Origin of the sequence: Sphingomonas abietis, from assembly GCF_027625475.1 — a bacterium.
Lineage (GTDB): Bacteria > Pseudomonadota > Alphaproteobacteria > Sphingomonadales > Sphingomonadaceae > Solisphingomonas > Solisphingomonas abietis.
In genome coordinates this window covers 4,280,372-4,302,676 of the sequence record NZ_CP115174.1, presented here as the reverse complement: position 1 = coordinate 4,302,676, position 22,305 = coordinate 4,280,372, and the positions used below count along the sequence as shown (strand labels likewise).

General features: G+C 65.6%; 23 protein-coding genes, 2 pseudogenes, 1 riboswitch and 1 other annotated feature. Of the genes and pseudogenes, 12 read left to right on the top strand and 13 right to left on the bottom strand.

Annotated features, from left to right (window positions below):
* Positions 1 to 11: 11 nt before the first annotated feature.
* The gene (thiC, locus tag PBT88_RS20380; protein ID WP_270077100.1) at positions 12 to 1,943 is read right to left on the bottom strand and encodes a phosphomethylpyrimidine synthase ThiC; all 1,932 of its coding nucleotides are present in this window, start codon (positions 1,941 to 1,943) and stop codon (positions 12 to 14) included.
* 32 nt (positions 1,944 to 1,975) lie between these two features.
* Positions 1,976 to 2,086, bottom strand: a riboswitch (TPP riboswitch).
* A gap of 167 nt (positions 2,087 to 2,253) precedes the next feature.
* Here thiC and PBT88_RS20375 point away from each other — a divergent pair.
* On the top strand, positions 2,254 to 2,733 hold the full coding sequence (locus tag PBT88_RS20375; RefSeq protein ID WP_270079333.1) for a hypothetical protein: 480 nt from the start codon (positions 2,254 to 2,256) through the stop codon (positions 2,731 to 2,733).
* A 9-nt stretch (positions 2,734 to 2,742) separates the two neighbouring features.
* Here PBT88_RS20375 and PBT88_RS20370 read toward each other — a convergent pair whose 3' ends face one another.
* Positions 2,743 to 3,477, bottom strand: coding sequence for a sterol desaturase family protein (locus PBT88_RS20370; protein WP_270077099.1), 735 nt, complete (start codon positions 3,475 to 3,477; stop codon positions 2,743 to 2,745).
* 140 nt (positions 3,478 to 3,617) lie between these two features.
* Between PBT88_RS20370 and PBT88_RS20365 the strand changes: the two genes are divergently transcribed.
* A complete protein-coding gene (locus PBT88_RS20365) occupies positions 3,618 to 3,941 on the top strand; it encodes a PilZ domain-containing protein (protein ID WP_270077098.1) in 324 nt (107 codons plus the stop codon).
* A gap of 22 nt (positions 3,942 to 3,963) precedes the next feature.
* On the opposite strand, the gene PBT88_RS20360 is transcribed toward PBT88_RS20365, so the two are convergent.
* Positions 3,964 to 4,143: a hypothetical protein gene (locus tag PBT88_RS20360; protein WP_270077097.1), complete on the bottom strand. Its 180-nt coding sequence runs from the start codon at positions 4,141 to 4,143 to the stop codon at positions 3,964 to 3,966.
* 190 nt (positions 4,144 to 4,333) lie between these two features.
* Here PBT88_RS20360 and crtY point away from each other — a divergent pair, with 190 nt between their 5' ends.
* From crtY to PBT88_RS20340, 4 genes are read left to right on the top strand one after another with little or no spacing between them, the layout of a single operon-like run.
* Entirely contained in the window at positions 4,334 to 5,488 is a 1,155-nt protein-coding gene (gene crtY, locus PBT88_RS20355) for a lycopene beta-cyclase CrtY (RefSeq protein ID WP_270077096.1), read from the top strand.
* Between the two features lie 10 nt (positions 5,489 to 5,498).
* Positions 5,499 to 6,995, top strand: a complete 1,497-nt coding sequence (locus tag PBT88_RS20350) for a phytoene desaturase (protein WP_270077095.1) — start codon at positions 5,499 to 5,501, stop codon at positions 6,993 to 6,995.
* 11 nt (positions 6,996 to 7,006) lie between these two features.
* Positions 7,007 to 7,588, top strand: a complete 582-nt coding sequence (locus PBT88_RS20345) for an LOG family protein (RefSeq protein ID WP_270077094.1) — start codon at positions 7,007 to 7,009, stop codon at positions 7,586 to 7,588.
* A 17-nt stretch (positions 7,589 to 7,605) separates the two neighbouring features.
* The gene (locus PBT88_RS20340; RefSeq protein WP_407696574.1) at positions 7,606 to 8,517 is read left to right on the top strand and encodes a phytoene/squalene synthase family protein; all 912 of its coding nucleotides are present in this window, start codon (positions 7,606 to 7,608) and stop codon (positions 8,515 to 8,517) included.
* Between the two features lie 33 nt (positions 8,518 to 8,550).
* On the opposite strand, the gene PBT88_RS20335 is transcribed toward PBT88_RS20340, so the two are convergent.
* Complete coding sequence (locus PBT88_RS20335; protein WP_407696573.1) at positions 8,551 to 9,018, bottom strand: sterol desaturase family protein; 468 nt, start codon at positions 9,016 to 9,018, stop codon at positions 8,551 to 8,553.
* 107 nt (positions 9,019 to 9,125) lie between these two features.
* On the opposite strand from PBT88_RS20335, the gene PBT88_RS20330 reads away from it, so the two are divergent.
* From PBT88_RS20330 to PBT88_RS20310, 5 genes are all read left to right on the top strand, one after another.
* The gene (locus PBT88_RS20330) at positions 9,126 to 9,461 is read left to right on the top strand and encodes a hypothetical protein (protein ID WP_270077091.1); all 336 of its coding nucleotides are present in this window, start codon (positions 9,126 to 9,128) and stop codon (positions 9,459 to 9,461) included.
* Between the two features lie 91 nt (positions 9,462 to 9,552).
* Positions 9,553 to 10,767 carry an ADP-forming succinate--CoA ligase subunit beta gene (gene sucC, locus PBT88_RS20325; RefSeq protein WP_270077090.1) on the top strand — a complete coding sequence of 405 codons (1,215 nt, stop codon included), beginning with the start codon at positions 9,553 to 9,555 and terminating at the stop codon, positions 10,765 to 10,767.
* Between the two features lie 105 nt (positions 10,768 to 10,872).
* The gene (locus PBT88_RS20320; RefSeq protein WP_270077089.1) at positions 10,873 to 11,622 is read left to right on the top strand and encodes an electron transfer flavoprotein subunit beta/FixA family protein; all 750 of its coding nucleotides are present in this window, start codon (positions 10,873 to 10,875) and stop codon (positions 11,620 to 11,622) included.
* On the top strand, positions 11,619 to 12,548 hold the full coding sequence (locus tag PBT88_RS20315) for an electron transfer flavoprotein subunit alpha/FixB family protein (RefSeq protein ID WP_270077088.1): 930 nt from the start codon (positions 11,619 to 11,621) through the stop codon (positions 12,546 to 12,548). The genes PBT88_RS20320 and PBT88_RS20315 overlap by 4 nt, the downstream gene beginning before the upstream one ends.
* A gap of 27 nt (positions 12,549 to 12,575) precedes the next feature.
* Positions 12,576 to 12,851: an acylphosphatase gene (locus tag PBT88_RS20310; RefSeq protein WP_270077087.1), complete on the top strand. Its 276-nt coding sequence runs from the start codon at positions 12,576 to 12,578 to the stop codon at positions 12,849 to 12,851.
* On the opposite strand, the gene PBT88_RS20305 is transcribed toward PBT88_RS20310, so the two are convergent.
* The 9 genes and pseudogenes from PBT88_RS20305 to PBT88_RS20270 all read right to left on the bottom strand — a co-directional run bounded on the left by PBT88_RS20305 (position 12,848) and on the right by PBT88_RS20270 (position 20,733).
* A complete protein-coding gene (locus PBT88_RS20305; RefSeq protein ID WP_270077086.1) occupies positions 12,848 to 13,567 on the bottom strand; it encodes a CPBP family intramembrane glutamic endopeptidase in 720 nt (239 codons plus the stop codon). The two genes, PBT88_RS20310 and PBT88_RS20305, sit on opposite strands and share 4 nt — an antisense overlap.
* The gene (nhaA, locus tag PBT88_RS20300) at positions 13,564 to 14,691 is read right to left on the bottom strand and encodes a Na+/H+ antiporter NhaA (protein ID WP_407696483.1); all 1,128 of its coding nucleotides are present in this window, start codon (positions 14,689 to 14,691) and stop codon (positions 13,564 to 13,566) included. The genes PBT88_RS20305 and nhaA overlap by 4 nt, the downstream gene beginning before the upstream one ends.
* Before the next feature lie 69 nt (positions 14,692 to 14,760).
* Positions 14,761 to 15,561 carry a DUF72 domain-containing protein gene (locus PBT88_RS20295; RefSeq protein WP_270077085.1) on the bottom strand — a complete coding sequence of 267 codons (801 nt, stop codon included), beginning with the start codon at positions 15,559 to 15,561 and terminating at the stop codon, positions 14,761 to 14,763.
* Positions 15,562 to 15,697: 136 nt separating this feature from the next.
* Positions 15,698 to 16,570 (bottom strand): glucose-1-phosphate thymidylyltransferase RfbA, encoded by an 873-nt coding sequence (rfbA, locus tag PBT88_RS20290; protein WP_270077084.1) that lies wholly within the window; start codon positions 16,568 to 16,570, stop codon positions 15,698 to 15,700.
* Positions 16,567 to 17,118 carry an SDR family oxidoreductase gene (locus tag PBT88_RS20285; RefSeq protein ID WP_407696572.1) on the bottom strand — a complete coding sequence of 184 codons (552 nt, stop codon included), beginning with the start codon at positions 17,116 to 17,118 and terminating at the stop codon, positions 16,567 to 16,569. Before PBT88_RS20285 ends, rfbA begins: the two co-directional genes overlap by 4 nt.
* Positions 17,119 to 17,352 (bottom strand): annotated as a pseudogene (locus tag PBT88_RS20280) (IS66 family transposase); the annotation flags it as partial.
* A 249-nt stretch (positions 17,353 to 17,601) separates the two neighbouring features.
* A protein-coding gene (locus PBT88_RS20275; protein ID WP_270077083.1) for an IS3 family transposase occupies positions 17,602 to 18,830 on the bottom strand; the annotation gives its coding sequence in 2 pieces (ribosomal slippage) (positions 17,602 to 18,542 and positions 18,542 to 18,830; 1,230 coding nt in all).
* Positions 18,433 to 18,549: a sequence feature (AL1L pseudoknot), on the bottom strand. It overlaps the preceding gene by 117 nt.
* A complete protein-coding gene (locus PBT88_RS21255; RefSeq protein WP_407696571.1) occupies positions 18,799 to 19,044 on the bottom strand; it encodes a sugar nucleotide-binding protein in 246 nt (81 codons plus the stop codon). Before PBT88_RS21255 ends, PBT88_RS20275 begins: the two co-directional genes overlap by 32 nt.
* A 642-nt stretch (positions 19,045 to 19,686) precedes the next feature.
* The gene (locus PBT88_RS20270) at positions 19,687 to 20,733 is read right to left on the bottom strand and encodes a class I SAM-dependent methyltransferase (RefSeq protein ID WP_270077082.1); all 1,047 of its coding nucleotides are present in this window, start codon (positions 20,731 to 20,733) and stop codon (positions 19,687 to 19,689) included.
* A gap of 230 nt (positions 20,734 to 20,963) precedes the next feature.
* Between PBT88_RS20270 and PBT88_RS20265 the strand changes: the two are divergent.
* Positions 20,964 to 22,292 (top strand): annotated as a pseudogene (locus tag PBT88_RS20265) (IS701 family transposase).
* Positions 22,293 to 22,305 lie beyond the last annotated feature (13 nt).

The window sequence follows — 22,305 nt, the reverse complement described above, 5'->3', positions numbered from 1 at the left end:
CTAAATCCCCCTCAATCATGCTCCCGGCCACCAGCGCCCATATACAGCTCGCTTCCGGTTTCCTTGAACACGCGGCTCATCTCGCGCATCCCGGCTTCCGCTTCCGCCTCACCCACCGGCGTCGCAGCGAGAAAATCGCCGGCATCGCTGTTCTGCTTCGCGGCGAACTCCCGCACCTCCTGCGAGATCTTCATCGAGCAGAATTTCGGGCCGCACATCGAGCAGAAATGCGCCGTCTTCGCCCCTTCGGCCGGCAGCGTCTGGTCGTGATATTGCTCGGCGGTATCCGGGTCGAGCGAGAGGTTGAACTGGTCGCGCCAGCGGAAGTCGAAGCGGGCGCGGCTGAGCGCGTCGTCGCGCAGCTGCGCCGCCGGGTGGCCCTTGGCGAGATCGGCGGCGTGGGCGGCGAGCTTGTAGGTGACGACGCCGACCTTGACGTCGTCGCGATCGGGGAGCCCAAGATGCTCCTTGGGCGTGACGTAGCAGAGCATCGCGCAGCCGAACCAGCCGATCATCGCCGCGCCGATGCCCGAGGTGATGTGGTCATAGCCCGGCGCGATGTCGGTGGTGAGCGGCCCGAGCGTGTAGAAGGGGGCTTCGCCGCACGACTCCAGCTGCTTGTCCATGTTCGCCTTGATCTTGTGCATCGGCACATGGCCGGGGCCTTCGATCATCACCTGCACGTCCTGCGCCCAAGCCCTCTTCGTCAATTCGCCCAGCGTCGCCAGTTCGGCGAACTGCGCCTCGTCATTGGCGTCGGCGATCGAGCCGGGGCGCAGCCCGTCGCCGAGCGAATAGGCGACGTCATAGGCCTTCATGATCTCGGTGATCTCGTCGAAGCGCTCGTAGAGGAAGCTCTCCTTGTGGTGGGCGAGGCACCATTTCGCCATGATCGAGCCGCCGCGGCTGACGATGCCGGTGACGCGCTTCGCGGTCAGCGGGATGTAGGGCAGGCGGACGCCGGCGTGGATGGTGAAGTAATCGACGCCCTGCTCGGCCTGCTCGATCAGCGTGTCGCGGAAGATCTCCCAGGTCAGATCCTCGGCGATGCCGCCGACCTTCTCCAGCGCCTGATAGATCGGCACGGTGCCGATCGGGACGGGCGCGTTGCGGAGGATCCATTCGCGGGTGTCGTGAATGTTGCGGCCGGTCGAGAGGTCCATCACCGTGTCGGCGCCCCAACGGATCGACCACACCATCTTGTCGACCTCGGCGGCGACGTCCGAGGCGACCGCGCTGTTGCCGATATTGGCGTTGATCTTGACCAGGAAGTTGCGCCCGATCGCCATCGGCTCGCTTTCCGGGTGGTTGATGTTGCTGGGGATGATCGCGCGGCCGCGCGCCACCTCGTCGCGGACGAATTCGGGGGTGACGAAATCGGGAATCGACGCGCCGAAATCCTGCCCGTCGCGGACGAGTTTCTCCCGAAGCGCCTCGCGGCCGACATTTTCGCGGATCGCGACATATTCCATCTCGGGGGTGACGATGCCACGGCGGGCATAGTGCATCTGGCTGACGTTCGCGCCGGGCTTGGCGCGCAGCACCCGGCCGCGCACCTGCGGGAAGGCGGGGACGCCGCCGGAGCGATCGGGGCCGAGCTGGCCCCCCGGGCGCAAACCATTATCTTCGGGGCGGACTTCGCGCTGGGCGACCTCCTCGACATCGCCGCGCCCGCGGATCCAGTCGCGGCGCAGCTCGGGCAGGCCGGCCAGGATGTCGATCCGGGCATCGCCGTCCGTGTAAGGTCCGGACGGGTCGTAGACGCGCACCGGCGCTTCGTTGGCGGAGGGTTCCAACAGGATCTCGCGCATCGCGACGCGGACCCCGGCCGATCCCTCGACATGAATCTTGCGGGAACCACGAATCGGTCCCGTCGTGACCTTCATCTCGGGCTGGGGCATCTCGGGCTGGGGCAGTTCGGTGCGTGCAGGTACGTCGGCCATCGTCTCGTCTCCACTTCCTATGGAGGGAATACGGGCGCGCCGCCGTCCCTCCCTACGCCGGTATCAACCGGATCAGGTTCAGCGGGTCGTGGGCTTGCTGCCCACCTCTCAGCCGCGCATGAGCGGCCCCCCGGGGAATGGACGAGGCTTAGGCGATGTCGGCGGGCGGGTCTAGGCCGACATGAGGGCCCGGCGCGCGCTTCCTGAACGCGGCCGAAACGACGCTTTCAGCGGAGAGAAAGCCGGGATGTGGCGTTGTGTCGCCATGGCCGCGCGATCCGTGCGGTTCCGAGGGGAGAAGAGCATGCCCATGAAACGCCCGATCGCCGCCGTGATGGCCTGCGCGATGCTGCTGCCGCTGGCCGGCTGCTATGATGACGGCCCGCGCGGCTATGGCCCGCCGCCGCCGCCGCCCCCGCCGCCGCCGGGCGGCTATTATGATCACGATCGTGCGCCGCCGCCGCCGCCGGGTGGTTACGACAATCGCGGCGGCTATTGGGATCGCGATGCGCCGCCGCCGCCGCCCGGCTATGATCCGAGCCGCGACTATCGCGACGAGCGCGGCCATGATCGCGCGCTGACCCGCGACGACCGGGTCTATCGCGGCCATGACGGCCGCTATTATTGCCGCCGTTCGGACGGCACCACCGGCACCGTGGTCGGTGCGATCGGCGGTGGCGTGCTCGGTGCGATCCTTGGCGGCGGCGGTGCGCTCGGCACCCTGCTCGGCGCCGGCGGCGGCGCGCTGCTCGGCCGCTCGGTCGACAGGGGCGAGGTGCATTGCAACTGATCTGATCGCCTAGTCGGGGCGGGCCGGGAAGCGCCCAAGGCCCTTGTCCGTCCCGCACAGGCGATCCCAGACGCGGAAATAGAGGCCGTAATTGCAGCGGTAGTTGGTATGATGATGCTGGTGGTGGCTGGCGGTGATCAGCCAGCCACCGGCCGGCCCCTCGACCAGCGCGCGCGGGAAGATCTCCCACCCCATATGATTGGTGACGCCCATCACCGTCATGATCGTCAGCACCGCGGCCAGCGCGGTCCAGTGCATCGGTACGATCAGCACCAGCACCGGGATCACCACCGCGCCCGTGACCGCCTCCCACGGGTGGAAGCTCATCGCCGCCCAGGCGGTCGGCGGCCGGCTGGCATGGTGGACGGCGTGCATCGCGCGGAACGCCTTGGGGCGGTGCATCCAGCGGTGTGTCCAGTAGAACCATGTGTCGTGCGCGGCGAGGCAGAGCAGCACCGACACCGGCCACCACCACAGCGGCAGGGCATGGGGATCGGCGGTGACGCGGGTCCAGCCATGGGCGCGCCAGCCCCAGGCGAGGATGCCGGCCGGCACCCCGTAGATCGCGGCGGAGGCCAGCGACCAGCCGATCTCGCGGCGCATCTGCGGCCCCAGGCCCCGATAGAGGCCGGGATGCCGCCGCGCGGTGCCCCAGGCGAAGGCGCCGGAGACGAGCAGGTAGCGGACGCCGACGATCAGCGTCATCGCCAGGGCCGAGAACAGGATGGCGGAAAGGGCGGTCATCGCGCCTGCATACACCGTAGCATCTTGATCGCGATCCGGTAAAAGACGAGCAGCGGCAAGTGGCCGGGCCTCTGCCCAGCTTGCCGACGGCCCTCATTCCGTCTGTCCGTCCCCTGTCGCCAGGATCGCCGTGCATTCCCATGGATAACAATACCTCCTCCCAATCCCCCGTGCGACAGGCCGAGCCGCGCTTCGCGACCGATCTGGCGGCGCGGCTGGTGGTGGTGGAGGGCGAGCCGCTCGCGGTGCGGCTGATCAACCTGTCGCGCAACGGCTTCCGCGTGGCGTCGCCGCTGATATTGCCGGCGGGCCAGCCGGTGCGGCTGGAGGTCGATGGCTGGCCCCGGCTGGCCGGGCGCGTGATGTGGTGTGATAGCGGTCGCATCGGCTGCATGGTCGATCATCCGCCCAGCGAAGCGGTCTATGCGATGATGTGCGCGGCCACCGAAGGGCGCGAGCGATAGCCGTTGCCGAAGCCGCCGAGGATCAGGCCGGCGCCCCGCGCCCCTGCTCTTCGCCATAGAGGATCAGCCATTCCATGATCTGTCCCCACACCAGCTGGATATCCCCGTCCGCCTGATCGAACTGGCGGGCGACCACGGCCAGCGCCCGATCGCCGAACGCATCGGCCAGGGCCTGGGCTAGGGCATTCATTCTTTCGTCCACATCGACATCCTCGCGCGGACCGACACAGGGGCACCGCTTCACGCCGGTGCGTTACTCCGCGGCGCCCCTCTTGGCGCGAACAGGGTGCAGAAACTGTTTCGTTCCTGGCCATTGTCGACCAACGTCTAGCGAATCGTATATGATCGCGGGCGGGTGACGGGGCCGGCGCCCCTCGCTACACCGCTGGTGTATGACACGGGTCCGCCAATGCGATATCGCCATCGTCGGCGGCGGCCTCGCCGGCGGCATGATCGCGCTCGCGCTGGCGAAATCGCGGCCGGACGTGCGGACCCTGCTCGTCGAGAGCGCCGATACGCTGGGCGGCAACCATATCTGGTCCTTCTTCGACAGCGATATCGCGCCCGACGACCGCGCTTTGATCGTGCCGCTCGTGGCGCATTGGTGGGATGGCTATCACGCGCTTTTCCCCGGCCTGCGGCGGCGACTGGATGCGCGTTATCACAGCATCACCTCTGCCCGCTTCGACCGGGTGGTGCGCGCCGCGCTGCCGGCCGAGCGGGTGCTGACCGGGCGCAAGGCGATCGGCGTCGGGCCGCGGTCGGTGGTGCTGGCCGACGGCCGGCGGATCGAGGCGGGGGCGGTGATCGACGCGCGCGGCCCCGGCGATCTGACGACGCTGGAGTGCGGATGGCAGAAATTCCTCGGCCGCGAACTGAAGCTGGGCGCGCCGCACGGGCTGGCCCGGCCGGTGGTGATGGACGCCACGGTGGATCAGCTCGACGGCTTCCGTTTCGTCTATCTGCTGCCGTTCGGCCCCGATCGGATATTCGTCGAGGATACCTATTACAGCGATACGCCCGACCTCGATCATGCCCTGCTCGGCGGGCGGATATCGGCCTATGCCGAACAGCGCGGCTGGCCGGTCGAGTCGGTCGTGGCGGAGGAGGCCGGGGTGCTGCCGGTGGTGATGGGCGGCGATTTCGAGGCCTATTGGCGATCGGGCGGCGCCCATGTCGCCAAGGCCGGGGTAAGGGCCGGGCTGTTCCACCCGACCACCGGCTATTCGCTGCCCGATGCGATCCGCACGGCGCGCTTCGTCGCCGGGCTGCGCGATCTGACCGCACCGGCGCTGCATGACAGCCTGCACGGTTTCGCCAGACAGGCCTGGCAGGCGCGTAGTTTCTACCGCCTGCTCGACCGCATGTTGTTCCGCGCCGCCGAGCCCGCGCAGCGTTGGCGGGTGCTCCGGCATTTCTATCGGCTGGACGAATCCCTCGTGGCGCGCTTTTACGCAGGCACATCGACAGGTTGGGATAAAGCGCGGGTGCTTTTCGGCCGCCCGCCCGTTCCGATCGGGCGTGCGTTGAAGGCGATCGCCGGTTAAGGGTTTGAGAATGAAGACGGCAGCGGTGATCGGAGCAGGATTTGGCGGGTTGGCGCTCGCCATCCGTCTCCAGTCGGCGGGCATCGCCACGGTGCTGGTCGAGGCGCGCGACAAGCCGGGCGGCCGTGCCTATGCGTGGGAGCGCCCCACCGAGGCCGGCACCTTCACCTTCGATGCCGGCCCCACCGTGATCACCGACCCCAATTGCCTCGCCGAGCTCTGGCGCCTGTCCGGCCGCGACATGGCCGAGGATATCGAGCTGCTGCCGGTCGATCCCTTCTACCGGCTGAGCTGGCCGGACGGATCGACCTTCGATTATTCCAACGACGATGCGGCGCTCGCCCGCCAGATCGCGGCGCTCAATCCCGAGGACGTCGCCGGCTATCGCCGCTTCCTCGATTACGCCACCGCGGTCTATCGCGAGGGTTACGAGAAGCTCGGCCACGTCGCGTTTCTCGATTTCGCCTCGATGATCAAGGCGTCGCCCGAGTTGATCAAGAATCAGGCGTGGCGCTCGGTCCACTCGATCGTCGCCTCCTACATCAAGCATCCCCATCTGCGCGAGGCGTTCAGCTTCCACTCGCTGCTGGTCGGCGGCAATCCGATGACGACCAGCGCGATCTACGCGCTGATCCACAAGCTCGAGCGCGACGGTGGCGTGTGGTTCCCCAAGGGCGGCACCCATGCGCTGATCCGCGCGATGGTCGGCCAGTTCGAGCGGCTGGGCGGCGTCGTCCGGCTCGGCGATGCGGTGACCGCGATCGACCTGCTCGGTGACCATGCCACCGGCATCACCACCGCCAGCGGCTGGCATGGCAGCTTCGACGCGGTCGCCTCCAATGCCGACGTGGTGCACAGCTATCGCGATCTGCTGAAGGGATCGGCGCGGGGCGAACGGGCGGTGCGGTCGCTGGAGCGCAAGCGCTTCTCGCCCTCGCTGTTCGTCGTCCATTTCGGGATCCGGGGCAGCTTTTCCGGCATCCCCCATCACAATATCCTGTTCGGCCCACGCTATAAGGGGCTGCTCACCGATATCTACGAGCATGGCGTGCTGGCGCGCGATTTCTCGCTCTATCTCCACCACCCGACCGTCACCGATCCGGGGCTGGCGCCCGAGGGCCATTCGACCTTCTACGCGCTGGCGCCGGTGCCGCATCTGGGCAAGCTGCCGATCGACTGGGACGAGGTGGGGCCGGTCTATGCCGATCGCATCCTCGATCATCTCGATGCGCGGCTGATCCCCAATCTGCGCGAGCGGCTGGTGACCAGTTTCCATTATACGCCCGCCGATTTCGGGCGCGATCTCAACGCGCATCTGGGTTCGGCCTTCAGCCTCGAGCCGCTGCTCACCCAATCCGCCTTCTTCCGCGTCCACAACCGCGACGATCGCATCCCCAACCTCTATTTCGTCGGTGCCGGCACCCATCCGGGCGCGGGCATCCCCGGCGTCGTCGGCTCGGCCAAGGCCACTGCCGCGCTGATGCTCGACGATCTGCGTCGATCCTGAAGGAGTCCCCCGTGCAACGTCTCGCCGTCTATTGCGGCTCCGCCACCCCCGCCGATCCCCGCTACATCGACAGCGCCCGCCTCGTCGGCCGGACCTTTGCCGCGCGCGGCATCGGCCTCGTCTATGGCGGCGGGCGGCTCGGGCTGATGGGGGCGGTCGCCGATGCCTGCCTCGCAGCCGGAGGCGGGGTGATCGGGGTGATCCCCTCGGCGCTGGTCGATGCCGAGGTGGCGCACAAGGGCTGCACCGAACTCCATGTCGTCGAGACCATGCACCAGAGGAAGCAGGCCTTCGCCGATCTGGCGGACGGCTTCGTCACCATCCCCGGCGGCACCGGCACGATGGACGAATTGTGGGAGGCGATGAGCTGGGCGCAGCTCGGCTATCACGCCAAGCCGGTCGGGCTGCTCAACGTCGCCGGCTTCTATGACGGGCTGCTGCAATTCTGGGACAAGATGGGCGAAACCGGCTTCGTCCGCCCGCAGCATCGCGGCATCCTGATCGCCAGCGACGATCTTGGCGATCTGCTGGCGAAGATGGCCGCCCATGAGCCGCACCGCACGATCTTCGCGATGAAGGCCGCCAATCTGTGACCCCTGACCGCGCGGCCCTGGTCGCCCATGCCCGCGCGACCATCGCCAGGGGCTCGCAGTCCTTCGCCGCCGCCTCGCGCCTGTTCGACCGGCCGACGCGCGAGCGGGCGCAGCTGCTCTATGCCTGGTGCCGCGCCTGCGACGATATCGCCGACGGGCAGGTGCTCGGCCATGGCGGCGGCGCGGTGCAGGATATCAGCGCCAAGCTGTCGCGGATGCGGATGCTCACCGCGAAGGCGCTGGCCGGCGAGGCGACCGGCGATCCGGCGTTCGATGCGCTGGGCGTGGTCGCCGCCGAGACCGGGCTGCCGGCCCGCTATGCCCATGATCTGATCGACGGCTTCGCGCTCGACGCGCAGGAATGGCGGCCGCGCTCGGAGCAGGATCTCTATCTTTATTGCTACCATGTCGCCGGCACCGTCGGCTGCATGATGGCGGTGGTGATGGGGGTGTCGCCGGATGACCGCGAGACGCTCGATCGCGCCTGCGATCTCGGCATCGCCTTCCAGCTCGCCAACATCGCGCGGGATATCGGCGAGGATAACAGGGTCGATCGCTGCTATCTGCCGATCGAGTGGCTGGTCGAGGTCGATATCCCGCCCGGCGAGCATATGAAGCCGCCCTTCCGCCCGCGACTCGCCATGCTGGCGAAGCGGCTGGCCGACCGCGCGGCGCATTATGAGGCGAGCGCGCGGACAGGCGCGCGGGCGCTGCCCTTCCGTTCGGCGTGGGCGGTGCTGGCGGCGGCGGGCATCTATGGCGACATCGCCCGCGAGGTCGCCGCGCGTGGCACCGCCGCATGGGACCAGCGTGTCTCGACCGCGCGGGCCGACAAGCTCGGCTGGGTCGTCACCGCCGCCTGGCAGGCGGCGCGACGCGATCGTCTGCCGGTGACGGCCCGCGACGGGCTGTGGACCAGGGCCGGCTAAGCGGCGGGCGAGTCGGAAGGCGCTTTCCGTCGTTCAGCGGCGGCCGGAATCCGCCATCCCCGGTGCCCTGATCCCCGCACCGGCCCGGCGCTTCAGCTCCGCCTTCAGCGCCTCGGGCTTCGGCGCCACGAGGAAGCCGAAGCTCACCGTCCCGGCCTTGGTGGCGACGACATGGTGCAGAAGATGCGCCTGCACGATCCGCTTCAGGTATCGGCTGCGCGGGACGAAGCGGTGCGGCAGGCGCTTGTGGACGATGCCGTCGTGGAAGCCGAAATAGATCGCGCCATAGGCGGCGACGCCGGCGCCGATCCAGGTGCAGCCCGGCCACCAGCCCCAGCGCATCCCGCCGGCCAGCAGCAGGATCGAGGGGCCGGCGAAGATCACCGCATAGAGATCGTTGAGCTCGAACCGCCCCTTGCGGGGCCGGTGATGGCTGGCGTGCAGGAACCAGCCCGGCCCGTGCATGATCCAGCGGTGCGCCGCATAAGCGAAGCCCTCCATGCCGACGACGGTGGCGAGGAACAGGGGGATGCCGATCAAGGGAGTCACCCCGCCGCTATAGCCGGGCGATGGCGGCGAGGCGAGTGTTCAGCAAGCGCTCAGCCGCGATGCTGTTGGGCGGCGCCATGAAACGCCTGATCCTGTCCCTCGCGCTGGCGGCCGCGGCCTCCGGCTGTTCCATGGTCTCGCCCGAGGCGCGGGTGCGCGCCAAGCTGATCGCGGCCGGGGTGAAGCCGCCGATGGCCGGCTGCATGGCCGGAAAACTGGTCCGCAAGCTCGATGCCGGCGAGTTGAAGCAACTGGCGCAGGCCGCCCGCCTGCCGCGCCAGCAGCCCGGCAGCATGAGTTTCGACGAGCTCGCCGATCGTCTGCGCGCATTGAACGATCCGCATATCGTCGGCGTCGTCACGCGCGTGGGGCTGGGCTGCGCCATCGCGGGGTGATAGGGGGCACCCGAAACGGCATGGAGTCGGGGTTTACGCATCCCATCCCTGCCGTTAACGGAAACCTCGAATCCACGGGAGCCGCTGCACCATGAATATCCATGAATATCAGGCCAAGGAACTGCTCGCGAAGTTTGGCGTCGCGGTGCCGGCGGGCCATGCCGCCCTCAGCGTCGACGAGGCCGTGGCGGCCGCCGGCAAGCTGCCTGGGCCGATGTTCGTGGTGAAGGCGCAGATCCACGCCGGTGGCCGCGGCAAGGGCAAGTTCAAGGAACTGCCGGCCGACGCCAAGGGCGGCGTGCGCCTGACCAAGTCGCTGGACGAGGTGAAGGCCGCCGCGACCGAGATGCTGGGCAACACGCTGGTCACCATCCAGACCGGCGAGCAGGGCAAGCAGGTCAACCGCCTGTACGTCACCGACGGCGCCGACATCGAGAAGGAATATTATCTCTCGATGCTGGTCGATCGCGCGACCGGCCGCATCGCCATGGTCGTCTCGACCGAGGGCGGCATGGACATCGAGGCGGTCGCCCACGACACGCCCGAGAAGATCCAGACGATCACCATCGATCCGGCCGAAGGCTTCATGCCGCACCACGGCCGCGCCGTGGCGTTCGCGCTCAACCTGTCGGGCGATCTCGCCAAGCAGGCGCAGAAGCTCGCCAGCCAGCTCTATGACGCCTTCCTCGCCACCGACATGGCGATGCTGGAGGTGAACCCGCTGGTCGAGACCAAGCCGGATGCGTCGGGCAAGGCCGAGCTGCTCGTGCTCGATGCCAAGGTGTCGTTCGATTCGAACGCGCTGTTCCGCCACAAGGACATCCTCGAGCTGCGCGACCTCACCGAGGAGGATCCGGCCGAGGTCGAGGCGTCCAAGTACGACCTCGCCTACATCAAGCTCGACGGCGACATCGGCTGCATGGTCAACGGCGCCGGCCTCGCCATGGCGACGATGGACATCATCAAGCTGAACGGGGCCTTCCCGGCCAACTTCCTCGACGTCGGCGGCGGCGCCACCACCGAGAAGGTGACGGCGGCGTTCAAGATCATCCTCGCCGATCCGGCGGTGAAGGGTATCCTCGTCAACATCTTCGGCGGCATCATGAAGTGCGACATCATCGCCGAGGGCATCATCGCCGCGGCGAAGGAAGTGAACCTCTCGGTGCCGCTGGTCGTTCGTCTCGAGGGCACCAATGTCGAGAAGGGCAAGGAAATCCTCGCCGGCTCCGGCCTGGCGATCGTGCCGGCTGACGATCTCGGCGATGCCGCGCGCAAGATCGTGGCCGAGGTGAAGCAGGCGGCCTGATCGGCCGACTCTCCTAAAGGAGAGTTGCTTTACCTTCACGTCAATGAGGTGCTAGGGTTCCCCGCATAATGGGGAACCCCACCCTGATCTGAGAGGAGAGCGAAGGTGAAGATCCTTGTGCCCGTGAAGCGGGTAATCGATTATAATGTGAAGCCGCGCGTCAAGATGGACGGCACCGGCGTCGACCTGGCCAACGTCAAGATGTCGATGAACCCGTTCGACGAGATCGCCGTCGAAGAGGCCATCCGCCTGAAGGAGAAGGGCGTGGCGACCGAGATCGTCGCCGTGTCCGTCGGGCCGCAAAAGGCGCAGGAGACGCTGCGCACCGCGCTCGCGATGGGCGCCGATCGCGCCATCCTCGTCCAGACCGACGACATCGTCGAGCCGCTCGCCGTCGCCAAGATCCTGAAGGCGATCGTGGACGAGGAGCAGCCGGGTCTCGTGATCCTCGGCAAGCAGGCGATCGACGACGACAGCAACCAGACCGGGCAGATGCTCGCCGCGCTGCTGAACCGTCCGCAGGGCACCTTCGCCAACAAGATCGAGGTCGAGGGCGACAGCGTGACCGTCACCCGTGAGGTCGATGCCGGGCTCGAGACGGTGAAGCTGGCGCTGCCGGCGATCATCACCACCGATCTGCGTCTCAACGAGCCGCGCTATGCCTCGCTGCCCAACATCATGAAGGCCAAGGCCAAGCCGCTCGCGGCCAAGACCCCGGCCGATTACGGCGTCGACACCGCGCCGCGCCTGGAGACGGTCACCGTGTCCGAGCCGCCGAAGCGGTCGGCCGGCGTGAAGGTCGCCGACGTCGATGAATTGGTGGCGAAGCTCAAGGCTCTGGGAGTGGCAGCATGAAGACGCTGGTTTGGGTCGAGCATGAGGGCGGCGCCCTCAAGGACGCTACGCTGTCCGCCGTCACCGCCGCAGGCCAGCTCGGCGAGGTCCATCTCCTCGTCGCCGGCGAGGGCGTTGGCGCCGTCGCCGAGGCGGCCGCCAAGATCGCCGGTGTCGGCAAGGTCCATGTCGCGGACGACGCGGCCTATGCCCATGCGCTGCCCGAGGCGGTCGCGCCTTTGGTCGTCGAGCTGATGGGCCATCACGATGCGTTCGTGGCGCCCGCCACCGCCGCCGGCAAGAACATCGCGCCGCGCGTCGCCGCCCTGCTCGACGTGATGCAGGTGTCGGACATCCTGTCGGTGATCGACGAGAAGACCTTCACCCGTCCGATCTATGCCGGCAACGCGATCGCGACGGTCAAGTCGTCCGACGCCAAGCTGGTGATCACGGTGCGCGGCACCGCCTTCGACAAGGCGGCGACCGAGGGTGGCTCGGGCACGATCGAGGCGGTGTCCGCCGCCACCAAGGGCGAAGGATCGAGCTTCGTCGGCCAGGAGCTCTCCCAGTCGGAGCGCCCCGAGCTGACCTCGGCCAAGATCATCGTCTCGGGCGGCCGTGCGCTCCAGAATGGCGAGAATTTCCATGCGATCATCGAGCCGCTGGCCGACAAGCTCGGCGCCGGCGTCGGCGCGTCGCGCGCGGCGGTCGATGCGGGCTATGTCCCCAACGACTATCAGGTCGGCCAGACCGGCAAGATCGTGGCGCCTGAGGTCTATATCGCGATCGGCATCTCGGGTGCGATCCAGCATCTCGCCGGCATGAAGGACAGCAAGACCATCATCGCCATCAACAAGGACGAGGACGCCCCGATCTTCCAGGTGGCAGACATCGGCCTCGTCGGCGATCTGTTCAAGATCGTGCCGGAACTCACCGAGAAGCTCTGACCGGACCGGCGGCGGGAGATCGCCATCATGATCTGCCGCCGCCTTGTCATCACCGGCCGCGTCCAGGGCGTCTTCTATCGCGACTGGCTGATCGGGCAGGCCCGCGGGATCGGCATCACCGGCTGGGTGCGCAACCGCGTCGACGGCAGCGTCGAGGCGACGGTCTGCGGTGCGCCGGAGATGATCGACGCGATCGTGGCGCAGGCGCGGCTGGGATCGCCGGCCGCGCGCGTCGCCGGCGTGCTGGTCGAGACGGCGGCGGACGAGATCTTCGCGGGCTTCGAGAAGCGTCCGACTGTCTAGGGTGCGTTGGTCCGGGGCAGCCGTAGGACGACATAGGCGGTGACCATCGCCGACAGATCGATCGCCGCGTGCAGCGCGATCGGCCACCACAAGGATCCGCAGACCAGATACAGGCCGGCCAGCGCCGCGCCGATCAGCGTCGTCATCAGCGTGCCCACCCAGCCTTGATAGATATGGGCGAGGCCGAAGATCAGGGCGCCACCCGCGATCATGCCCCATAGCGGCAGCGCGGCGCCGAGATAGGGCATCAGATAGCCGCGATAGCCGATCTCCTCGCACAGCCCCGCCGCCAGCGACACGATCAGCCCCCAGCGCAGTTGTGCGCCCGTGCGGGGCAGGAAGGCGGCGATCGGCGCGATCTGCCGGCGGAAGGCCTGGGCGATTCGCGGTATCCGCCATGCCAGCACGGGGCGGGCCAGCAGGCCGATGCCGGCACCGAACGCGATCGGCGGGGCGATGTCCGGCCCGTCCGGCAGCCGCGGCGGCGTAGCGAACAGCGCCGCGAGCGGGCGCCCGCCGATCCACCAGACCAGCCAGGTCGCCACGGCGAGGCCGGCCAGCCACAGCAGGGTGTTGCGATATTCCTGGACCAGTGCGCGATCACCGATGCGTGTGGCCCGCGCGAGGAATCGGCGATAGGCGATCCAGCCGCCGAACGGGAAGGCGCCGAGCATCACGATCAGCACGAAGAGGTGATCGGGCCAGCCCGGCGTCATCGCGCACCCCAGCGCAGCAGGGCGAAGCCGGCCAGCGCCGACAGCAGCGATCCGGCCAGCACGCCGACCTTCACCGCCTCGACCAGCAGCGGATCGGCGAAGGCGAGGCCGCCGATGAACAAACTCATGGTGAAGCCGATGCCGGCGAGCAGCGCCACACCATAGAGCTGCACCCAGGAGGCGCCCTCGGGCCGCGCCGCCCATCCCATCGCCACCGCGCCGCGCATCGCGCCGAACACGCCGATCTGCTTGCCCACGAACAATCCGGCCGCGACGGCGAGGGGCAGCGGCGCCCAGAACGGCGCTTCGCCCAAGGCCACGCCGGCATTGGCGAATCCGAAGATCGGCAGGATTGCGTAGCGCACCCAGGGCGACAGGCCATGTTCGAGGCGCGCGAGCGGGCCATGATCGCCATCGCCGAGCGGCACGAACAGGGCGGCGAGCACGCCCGCCACGGTCGCGTGGACGCCCGATTGCAGCACCGCGATCCACAGCAGAGCCGCCAGCAGCATATAGGGCCACAGCGCCCGCACGCCGCGCCGATTGAGCCAGAACAGCAGGACGAGGATGACGGCGGCCGCGGCGAGGGCGACCGGCTTCAGCCCGCCGGTATAAGCGAGCGCGATGATCGCCACCGCGCCAATATCGTCGACGATCGCAACCGTCGTCAGAAACAATTTGAGCGACGCCGGCACCCGCGATCCGACCAACGCCAGCACCCCGATCGCAAAGGCGATATCGGTGGCGGACGGGATCGCCCAGCCCCGGACCAGCGCGGGATCGCCTTTGGTCACCGCCAGATAGACCAGCGCCGGCGCCACCATCCCCGCCACCGCGGCGATCACCGGCAGGCGCCGCGCGGCGGGCGTCGAGAGATCGCCGGCCACCACCTCGCGCTTCACCTCCAGCCCGACGAACAGGAAGAAGACGGCCATCAGCCCGTCATTGATCCAGTGGAGCAGGCCGAGCGGGCCGAGAGGGAGATGCAGCGCGTGCCGGTAGGCCGGCCCGAGCGGCGAATTGGCGACGACCAGCGCGACGCCTGCGGCGGCCATCAGCACCAGCCCCGGGCCGGCCTCGCCGGACAGACGTTCGCGCAGGGTAAAGCGAGGGCTGCTGGTCACGGGGCCAGTGTGGCGGCTTCCCGCCGGGCGATCAACGTCGCCCTCAAAGGAGGCGGGAGGATTTCGCCCCTATAGCCGGGCGATTGTCGCCATCGCCGCCTGTGGGGCACGGACCTTCGCGCCGCTGATATAGAAGAGATAGGCGTCGCGCGGGATGAGGGGCGCCGGATGGTCGGGCGCGGCAAGCGGGAAGGCGTCGCCGGTCTCGCCCCGCGCCCAGCCCTTGGCGACATCGACCCAACGCGCGATCTCGCCGGCCGGGTAGCCTGTCGTCTCTTCCTCACGAGTCTGCATCAGGCGGGCGTAGGAGACGGGGCCGCTGGCATCGCCGATCATCGGGTAGTCTTCGGAATGGGTATGGGCGATCGACACACCGGCCGCGCGGCAGAGTGCGACGAACGCCGGATCGCGGAAACTGTCGTGCCGCACGTCGACGACATGGCTGAGGGGCAAACCATCGCGCATATCCGGCAGCAGCTTTAGAAAGGCGCCGAAATCCTCGGCGTCGAAGGCCTTGGTGGGCATGAACTGCCACAGGATCGGGCCGAGCTTGTCGCCCAGTTCTGCGATCCCCTGACTGAGGAACCTCTCGACCGATTCTCCGGCCTCCGCCAGCACCCGCCGATTGGTGCAGAATCGCGAGGCCTTCAGGCTGAACAGGAAACCCTCCGGGGTCGCGGCCGCCCATTTGGCGAAGGTCGCGGGCTTCTGGCTCGCATAATAGGTGCAGTTTACCTCGATCGCGCTGAGTTTGCTCGCGGCATAATCCAGCTCGCGCGCCTTGGACCACTTGTCGGGGAAGAACGTCCCCCGCCAGGGCTCGAAGGTCCAGCCACCGATGCCGACTCGGATGCCGCCGCTTGTGCTCATGGCCCATCCTGCGCGTGCAGATTGGTGGCGTAAACCGTCGGTTGAGCGGATGATCATCCCGCTGGCCGGTGTTTCATCAGGCGACAGGCGGAGACTTGCCCTCATCGGCTAAAATATGACGGGTAAGTCGTCCTTATCAGCCTTTCGCATCTGCCAGATCGAGCAAATAGCGACCATAGCCCGTTTTGCTGAACATCTCGCCGCGCTTGCGGAGTTGATCGCGGTCGATGAAGCCATTGTGGAAGGCGATCTCTTCCAGACAGGCGATTTGAGTATTCTGTCGTTTTTGAATGACTCTGACGAATTCGGATGCCTCAACCAGGCTGTCATGCGTGCCGGTGTCGAGCCAGGCATATCCGCGCCCCATCTTCTCAACGTGCAACTCGCCCATTTCCATGTAGAGGCGGTTGAGGTCGGTGATCTCATATTCGCCGCGGGCCGATGGTTTTACCTGCGACGCCAGTTTCGTGACACGCTCGTCATAGAAATATAGACCGGTGACAGCATAGTTCGACTTGGGCGTCGATGGCTTTTCCTCGATACTGATCGCCAGTCCCTCTTCATCAAGTTCGACCACGCCATAGGCTTCGGGTTTGTCGACCTGATAAGCGAATACAGTCGCGCCCTTCTCGCGTGCCCTTGCGCGGGCGAGTTGCTCGGTCATGCCGGAGCCGAAGAAGATATTGTCGCCGAGCACCAGAGCGGCCGCCTCGCCGGCAAGGAAGTCAGCGCCGAGCACGAAGGCTTGAGCAAGGCCATCGGGCTTGGCCTGGATAGCGTAGCATATCCGCAGGCCGAAGCTGGAGCCATCCGCAAACAGCCGCTTGTAATTATCGATATATTCCGGTGATGAGATGATCAGGATATCCTGAATGCCGGCCATCATCAGGATCGACATCGGATAATAGATCATCGGCTTGTCGTAGATTGGCAATAATTGCTTGTTGATCGCCAGCGTCGCAGGATGAAGGCGCGTGCCGGAGCCGCCCGCGAGGATGATGCCTTTCACGATATTCCTTCCTCGTCTTGTTTCCCGGCCATTGCGTCGATGTGATTAATTTGTCCCAGAATATCGGCGACGGCGTCCTGCCAATGGCGTGGGATAACGCCAAAGTCTCGGGTCAGCGAAGATGTGTCCAGCCTGGAATAAGGCGGCCGCGCGGCCGGTGTCGGATAGTCTGTGGTAGCGATTGCTTGTAAGATCGGGCGTTTGCCCTCGTGTGCGTACAGATCGGCGAGCACCATCTCGGCGAGATCGTGCCAGGTCGCTTCGCCAGCATTGACGAAATGCCAGATGCCGCAGGGTGCATCGGGTGCAAGCATACGCCTGGTCATCCTCAACAAGGTATCCGCGATGTCGGCGGCGCTGGTCGGGCTGCCATGCTGGTCGGCAACAACCTTGATCACCGGCCGCTCGCGGCCGAGTCGTAAGCATCCGGTGAAGGCCGTGGCCTGATGCATCAGGCGGCGAGCGCGGCCCGTGGCAGGCGCCAATTCCCTGGCAGGAGCCCGTCGAGCCGGGGCGCCGGCAGATGATGGCCCCTTCGACGAGTTCAGGACAGGCTTGGTGAGATTGTGGCTGCGCGACAGCATCGCGCGCTGCGCGATGAGCCAGCTGTGGAGTTCGGTCATGAGCGGCGCGCTGAGCTCCTGGCGCACGGCAACCCGGTCAGCGGCAGGCTTGCCGTTGACGGCGCGCTCGATGTCGAACAGCGCATCGAGCCGTTTCACCGCTTCAAGCGCGATAGGATAGACCATGCCGGTTCGTTCGCTGCGGCTCGACGCCGGCGCTCGGGATCGGTCAATGTTGTCATTTGTGGCATCCGCGGAGCGGATGTCCTGACGCGCCGATAAAAACGTCCTCTATAACGAGCTTCGCTACCGCAAATCGGCGCCCGCCGGATAGCTACGCCGAGTCGGCGGATCGTTTAGATAAAATTATTGCCGTGCGCACTTACCATCCAGGCGGCCCGGAGGATGGCATGGCGCGGATTGGCGCTTTGAACCGCCCCGGGTTTACCGGAGGCGTTGGGTTGTGAGTCACGCTGCCATATCGATGGTGTCTGCGGCAGCATAATATTGATCTTCGGCTTCGGCAGGCGGGATGTTGCCGATAGGCTCCAGCAGCCGACGATGGTTGAACCAGTCGACCCATTCGAGCGTGGCGTATTCGACGGCTTCGAAACTGCGCCACGGCCCACGCCTATGGATCACTTCGGCCTTGTAGAGGCCGTTGATCGTCTCGGCCAAAGCGTTGTCGTAGCTGTCTCCGACACTGCCGACCGACGGCTCGATCCCGGCTTCGGCAAGGCGCTCGGTGTACTTGATGGACACGTATTGCGACCCGCGGTCGCTATGATGGATGAGGCCGCCCCGATGAGCCGGCCGGCGATCATGAAGCGCCTGCTCCAAGGCATCGAGAACGAAGCTGGCATGCGCCGTCCTGCTGGCCCGCCAGCCGACGATCCGCCTGGCATAGGTGTCGATGACGAAGGCGACGTAGACGAACCCCGCCCAGGTCGCGACATAGGTGAAGTCCGACACCCACAGCATGTTCGGCGCCGGCGCGTAGAACCGGCGGTTGACGTGATCGAGTGGGCACGGCGCCGCTTTGTCGCTGATGGTCGTGCGCACCGGCTTGCCCCGGATCACTCCTGCCAAGCCCATCTCTCGCATCAACCGCGCGACAGTACAGCGGGCGACCGGAAAGCCTTCCCGCATCATCTGCCGCCAGACCTTGCGCACGCCGTAGACCGCGAAGTTCTCGGCGAACACGCGCGCGATCTCCGGCTTCAGGGCGACATCCCGCTGCGCCCGCGCCGATAGGCGTGTTGGATCCTGTCGCTGCGCGACGCGCTCGTGATAGGTGGATGGGGCGATCGGCAGAACGCGGCAGATCGGCTCGACCCCATAGGCATCGCGGTGATCGTCAATGAAGGCGATCATCGCCGGAACGGGCGGTCGAGCTCCGCCTGAGCAAAATACGCTGACGCCTTGCGCAGGATCTCGTTGGCCTGTCGCAGTTCGCGGACCTCGCGCTCCAACGCCTTCACCTTGTCGGCAACCTCTGTCGGGACGCCCGCCCGCTTGCCGCTGTCGACCTCGGCCTTCTTCACCCACTCATGAAGCGTCTGCGGAACGCAGCCGATCTTTCCCGCGATCGAAACCACCGCCGCCCAGCGAGAGGGATAATCGCGCTCGTGATCGACAACCATCCGCACCGCCCGCTCGCGGACCTCAGGCGCAAATTTGTTCGTCGTCTTGCTCATACAGGCTCCACCTTCTCAGGAGTTGGAGCCTCCGGCAAACCCGGCGCGGTTCACTTGCCACCGCAATTTCGCCGCCGAGCTTGGAGGTGCTATAGACGTTGAGTGGCCCGGTACGGTCATCCGGCCGACAAGGTCGCTCGTAGGAACCCGCGAAAGCATAGTTGGTCGAGATATGCAGGATGGGGATAACTTTCCTCGCGCTGTGATGGGCGATAAGTGCGGGGGCCGTGGCATTGATGACCGTCGCTCTCGGCCTTATCGGCCGCCATGTAAGCCGCTAAGTTAACGTCTGCACCTTCGTGATGGTGGGACCGAAGAGCGAACTTATCGGCTTCTACGCCACTAATGCCCACGCGATCGACTATACCGAACTGCCTGAGCGGTTCGCCCGCTCCCGCCCTGCCCATGGCTCCATCCCGGCAGCCTATATATCGATGATTGGGGTTGATAGCCGGTTCCGGGCGCGGGTTATGAGGGCGATCTGCTGGTGAATTGCCTGGCGCGTCCGAGGGCCTAGAGATCGCCTTCGCGATGCTCGACTGCGGCAATCCTGAGACGGTAGCAAGGCGTTTCGCTCGCTACACCGACTGTGGCTTTGAACCGCTAGCGTCAAACGGTTTGCGGCTGTTCATGTCCATGGCGACAACTCGAACGCTCATTACACGGATGGGCCTATAAGTCGTAGGCCGTGCTGCGCCGATAGGTTCCGGCCGATTACTGCGGCACGCTAGCCTGTTGTAGCGCGCATAAACGAACGTCATCCATAGTTTCGGCGCTGAGCCCAATCATGCCGCCTCGTCAACGAGCCGCTGCATGTGAGCAGTTTTGCCCCTGCGCTCCTGATCCCGCCTGATGTTCAGGCAATCGCTTTGCGGACGACGATGCCGATGCAGGTGGTCACAAAACCATCGAAGCCGAGCTTGAGATGGTATTGTTCGCCTACCCATTCCTGAAGCTCAACCGGCATATTATGATGGAACGGAGGAAGGTCAATGAAGCGGTCCATCACTTTTTTCCCGAGATCGAAATTAAGCTCCGCGACGTAATGCCCCTGCATTCTAAGGCGCTTGGCCAGCTCTTCGATATGCCGTCGCTGGAACAACACGGTTACCCAATTATCGATGGTGGGCCCTTCGGGATTAATGTTGAACTCGGTTGTGTGGACCGCGAGGCCACCGGGGCGAAGTGTAACAAGCGAGTTCTCGATGAATTTGAGGCCCTTCTCGATCGAACCGAGATGCTCCAGTGCGCACATTGACCAACAGAGGTCGTAATCTGAAAGCGTCGATGGAATAGCGTTCATGTCAACATACTGCAGGTCGACCAAATCTCTAAATTTTTCAATGCTTACAAGATATGGCTTATGCGCGCGCTCCAAGCTCGCCGCGTGCTGGTTTGTCCCTGTCCAGCCAGCACTTTGGGCTTGTTCCGGGGCAAGATCGGTCATCGTGACCCGCATACCGAGCGATGCAAGGTAGCTCGGTATGGGCTCCTCACCGCACCCGAATCCCAACGCACGAGTACAACTTTTCATGTGGCCTTCTTCGAATATCGCCTGGAGGATATAAATAAGCTCCCAGATTTTGCGGTGATATACCACAGGTATCTTGAGCTCTGCGCACCAATGAGCAGACCAATCGCTCTCGATATCATCCTGAATAGACAGACTGGTTTGCAGGCCGACATGGTTCGCAAGCGTTTTTTCCGGGATCGGCAACGCTTCATGCAGCTTGCGCGCCAATTCATATCCATAGAGTTTGATACTCAATTGCGCTGCAGTCAGGTCTTTCACTGACTCCGTCAGCGCATTCAGGTTTGGTTGAGACTTGTGATTCACCAGTGATAGCAATGCCTTGATTTTTGCTTTCTCGTGCTTGCGCAATAGCTTGCCAATCATTTGCATCCATTCGCGTGTGAGTGCCTAGCAAAAGCGGCTAGCGCAACCGATACAATTTGCCAAGTGACGGTCAGGTTCAGATGCTCCGGCGCGGGGTCGTATGCCAGAGTTCGATTGACCTGCCCCCCTCCGTTTCTTCATGCAGTTGGATCTAGCACTACTTTGGCAGGTTGAAGGAACCGACAGGGATCGTCATGGATTCGGATGTGTCAGTGTAGGCTGACGGATCCTTTGCGATGGCGGTGGACGAGAGCTGGCGGATTGATCTGGAGCGATGGCTTGAACCGTTCCTGGTCGGGCTATCGCATCCAGCGCGGCGCAGGATGTGCCCGCTGTATATTGCTGGTCTGATTGGTCCAGGTGACCGCAAGAGCGTGCAGCCTATGGCGGCTCGCGCCGGCGAGGTCGGCTACGACCAGCTTCATCATTTTGTCGCGGCGGGCGTCTGGGACAGCGCGCCTTTGGAGAGGGCTCTCCTGACGGAAGCGGATCGCCTGGTCGGCGGCGACGACGCCTTCCTGGTCATCGACGACACGGCATTGCCGAAGAAGGGGCGCCACTCGGTGGGCGTCGCGCCACAATATGCCTCGTCGCTCGGCAAGACCGCGAACAGCCAGTCGCTGGTGTCGGTGACACTGGCATCGGGCGAGGTACCGGTGATGGTCGGCCTTCGACTGTTCCTGCCGGACAGCTGGACGCGCGATCCGGAGCGGATGGCCCGCGCTCGCATCCCAGCGGACCGACAAGTCGCTTTGTCGAAGCCCGAGATTGCGATCGAGGAGATCGACCGTGTCATCGCGTCCGGTGTCCGATTTGGCTGCGTACTTGCGGATGCGGGTTACGGGTCGAGCGCGCCGTTCCGCCATGCGCTGAGCGAGCGTGGCCTTGTGTGGGCAGTCGGCATGTCCCGGCGACAAACGGTTTATCCCACCGATGTCGCCATGATCTTCCCAACAGAGAAGGCTCGCAAACCGCGCAAGCACCACATCCCAAATATGCCGCCGGTCTGCGCAGAAGAGGTGCTGGCCGGCCAGAGATGGCGAAAGATAAGCTGGCGACGCGGCACGAAGGGCGCGCTCACATGCCATTTCGCTGCATGCCGTGTCCGCATCGCAGACGGTCCAAAGCACCGCATCTTCGACAAAGGCGTCTCCAGAATGCCCGGCGACGAAGTTTGGATTATCGGCGAGCGCCGCGCGACCGGTGAGCGCAAATATTACATCTCGAACCTGCCCGCGCACACGACCCTCAAAACTCTCGCAGCTGCGGTCAAAGCCCGGTGGATATGCGAGCAGGCCCATCAGCAGCTTAAAGAGGAACTTGGCCTCGGCCACTTCGAAGGCCGGTCATGGACGGGGCTACACCGACACAGCTTGATGACGATGATTGCCTACGCCTTCCTCCAGTCCCGCCGCCTCCAGGTCGCGGGACGGAAAAAAAAGAGTCTCGGGACCGCCGCCGCAACCGAGCATGCCGGCTGTTAGGCAGGCCATCCTCGACCTCTTCGCACGACCACCACCCTCCCGATGCCCACAATGTCGGCGCCAACCAAGCACGCCGGCTGAACCTAAAGTGCCA

What these genes read in the sequence shown, in the direction of transcription:
- PBT88_RS20365 (WP_270077098.1), top strand. Translation starts at nt 3,618, where the DNA reads ATGGATAACAATACCTCCTCCCAATCCCCCGTGCGACAGGCCGAGCCG.
- crtY (WP_270077096.1), top strand. Translation starts at nt 4,334, where the DNA reads ATGACACGGGTCCGCCAATGCGATATCGCCATCGTCGGCGGCGGCCTC.
- PBT88_RS20335 (WP_407696573.1), bottom strand. Translation starts at nt 9,018, where the DNA reads ATGGAGGGCTTCGCTTATGCGGCGCACCGCTGGATCATGCACGGGCCG.
- PBT88_RS20350 (WP_270077095.1), top strand. Translation starts at nt 5,499, where the DNA reads ATGAAGACGGCAGCGGTGATCGGAGCAGGATTTGGCGGGTTGGCGCTC.
- PBT88_RS20315 (WP_270077088.1), top strand. Translation starts at nt 11,619, where the DNA reads ATGAAGACGCTGGTTTGGGTCGAGCATGAGGGCGGCGCCCTCAAGGAC.
- PBT88_RS20270 (WP_270077082.1), bottom strand. Translation starts at nt 20,733, where the DNA reads ATGCAAATGATTGGCAAGCTATTGCGCAAGCACGAGAAAGCAAAAATC.
- PBT88_RS20305 (WP_270077086.1), bottom strand. Translation starts at nt 13,567, where the DNA reads ATGACGCCGGGCTGGCCCGATCACCTCTTCGTGCTGATCGTGATGCTC.
- PBT88_RS20310 (WP_270077087.1), top strand. Translation starts at nt 12,576, where the DNA reads ATGATCTGCCGCCGCCTTGTCATCACCGGCCGCGTCCAGGGCGTCTTC.
- PBT88_RS20370 (WP_270077099.1), bottom strand. Translation starts at nt 3,477, where the DNA reads ATGACCGCCCTTTCCGCCATCCTGTTCTCGGCCCTGGCGATGACGCTG.
- PBT88_RS20375 (WP_270079333.1), top strand. Translation starts at nt 2,254, where the DNA reads ATGAAACGCCCGATCGCCGCCGTGATGGCCTGCGCGATGCTGCTGCCG.
- thiC (WP_270077100.1), bottom strand. Translation starts at nt 1,943, where the DNA reads ATGGCCGACGTACCTGCACGCACCGAACTGCCCCAGCCCGAGATGCCC.
- sucC (WP_270077090.1), top strand. Translation starts at nt 9,553, where the DNA reads ATGAATATCCATGAATATCAGGCCAAGGAACTGCTCGCGAAGTTTGGC.
- PBT88_RS20295 (WP_270077085.1), bottom strand. Translation starts at nt 15,561, where the DNA reads ATGAGCACAAGCGGCGGCATCCGAGTCGGCATCGGTGGCTGGACCTTC.
- PBT88_RS20330 (WP_270077091.1), top strand. Translation starts at nt 9,126, where the DNA reads ATGCTGTTGGGCGGCGCCATGAAACGCCTGATCCTGTCCCTCGCGCTG.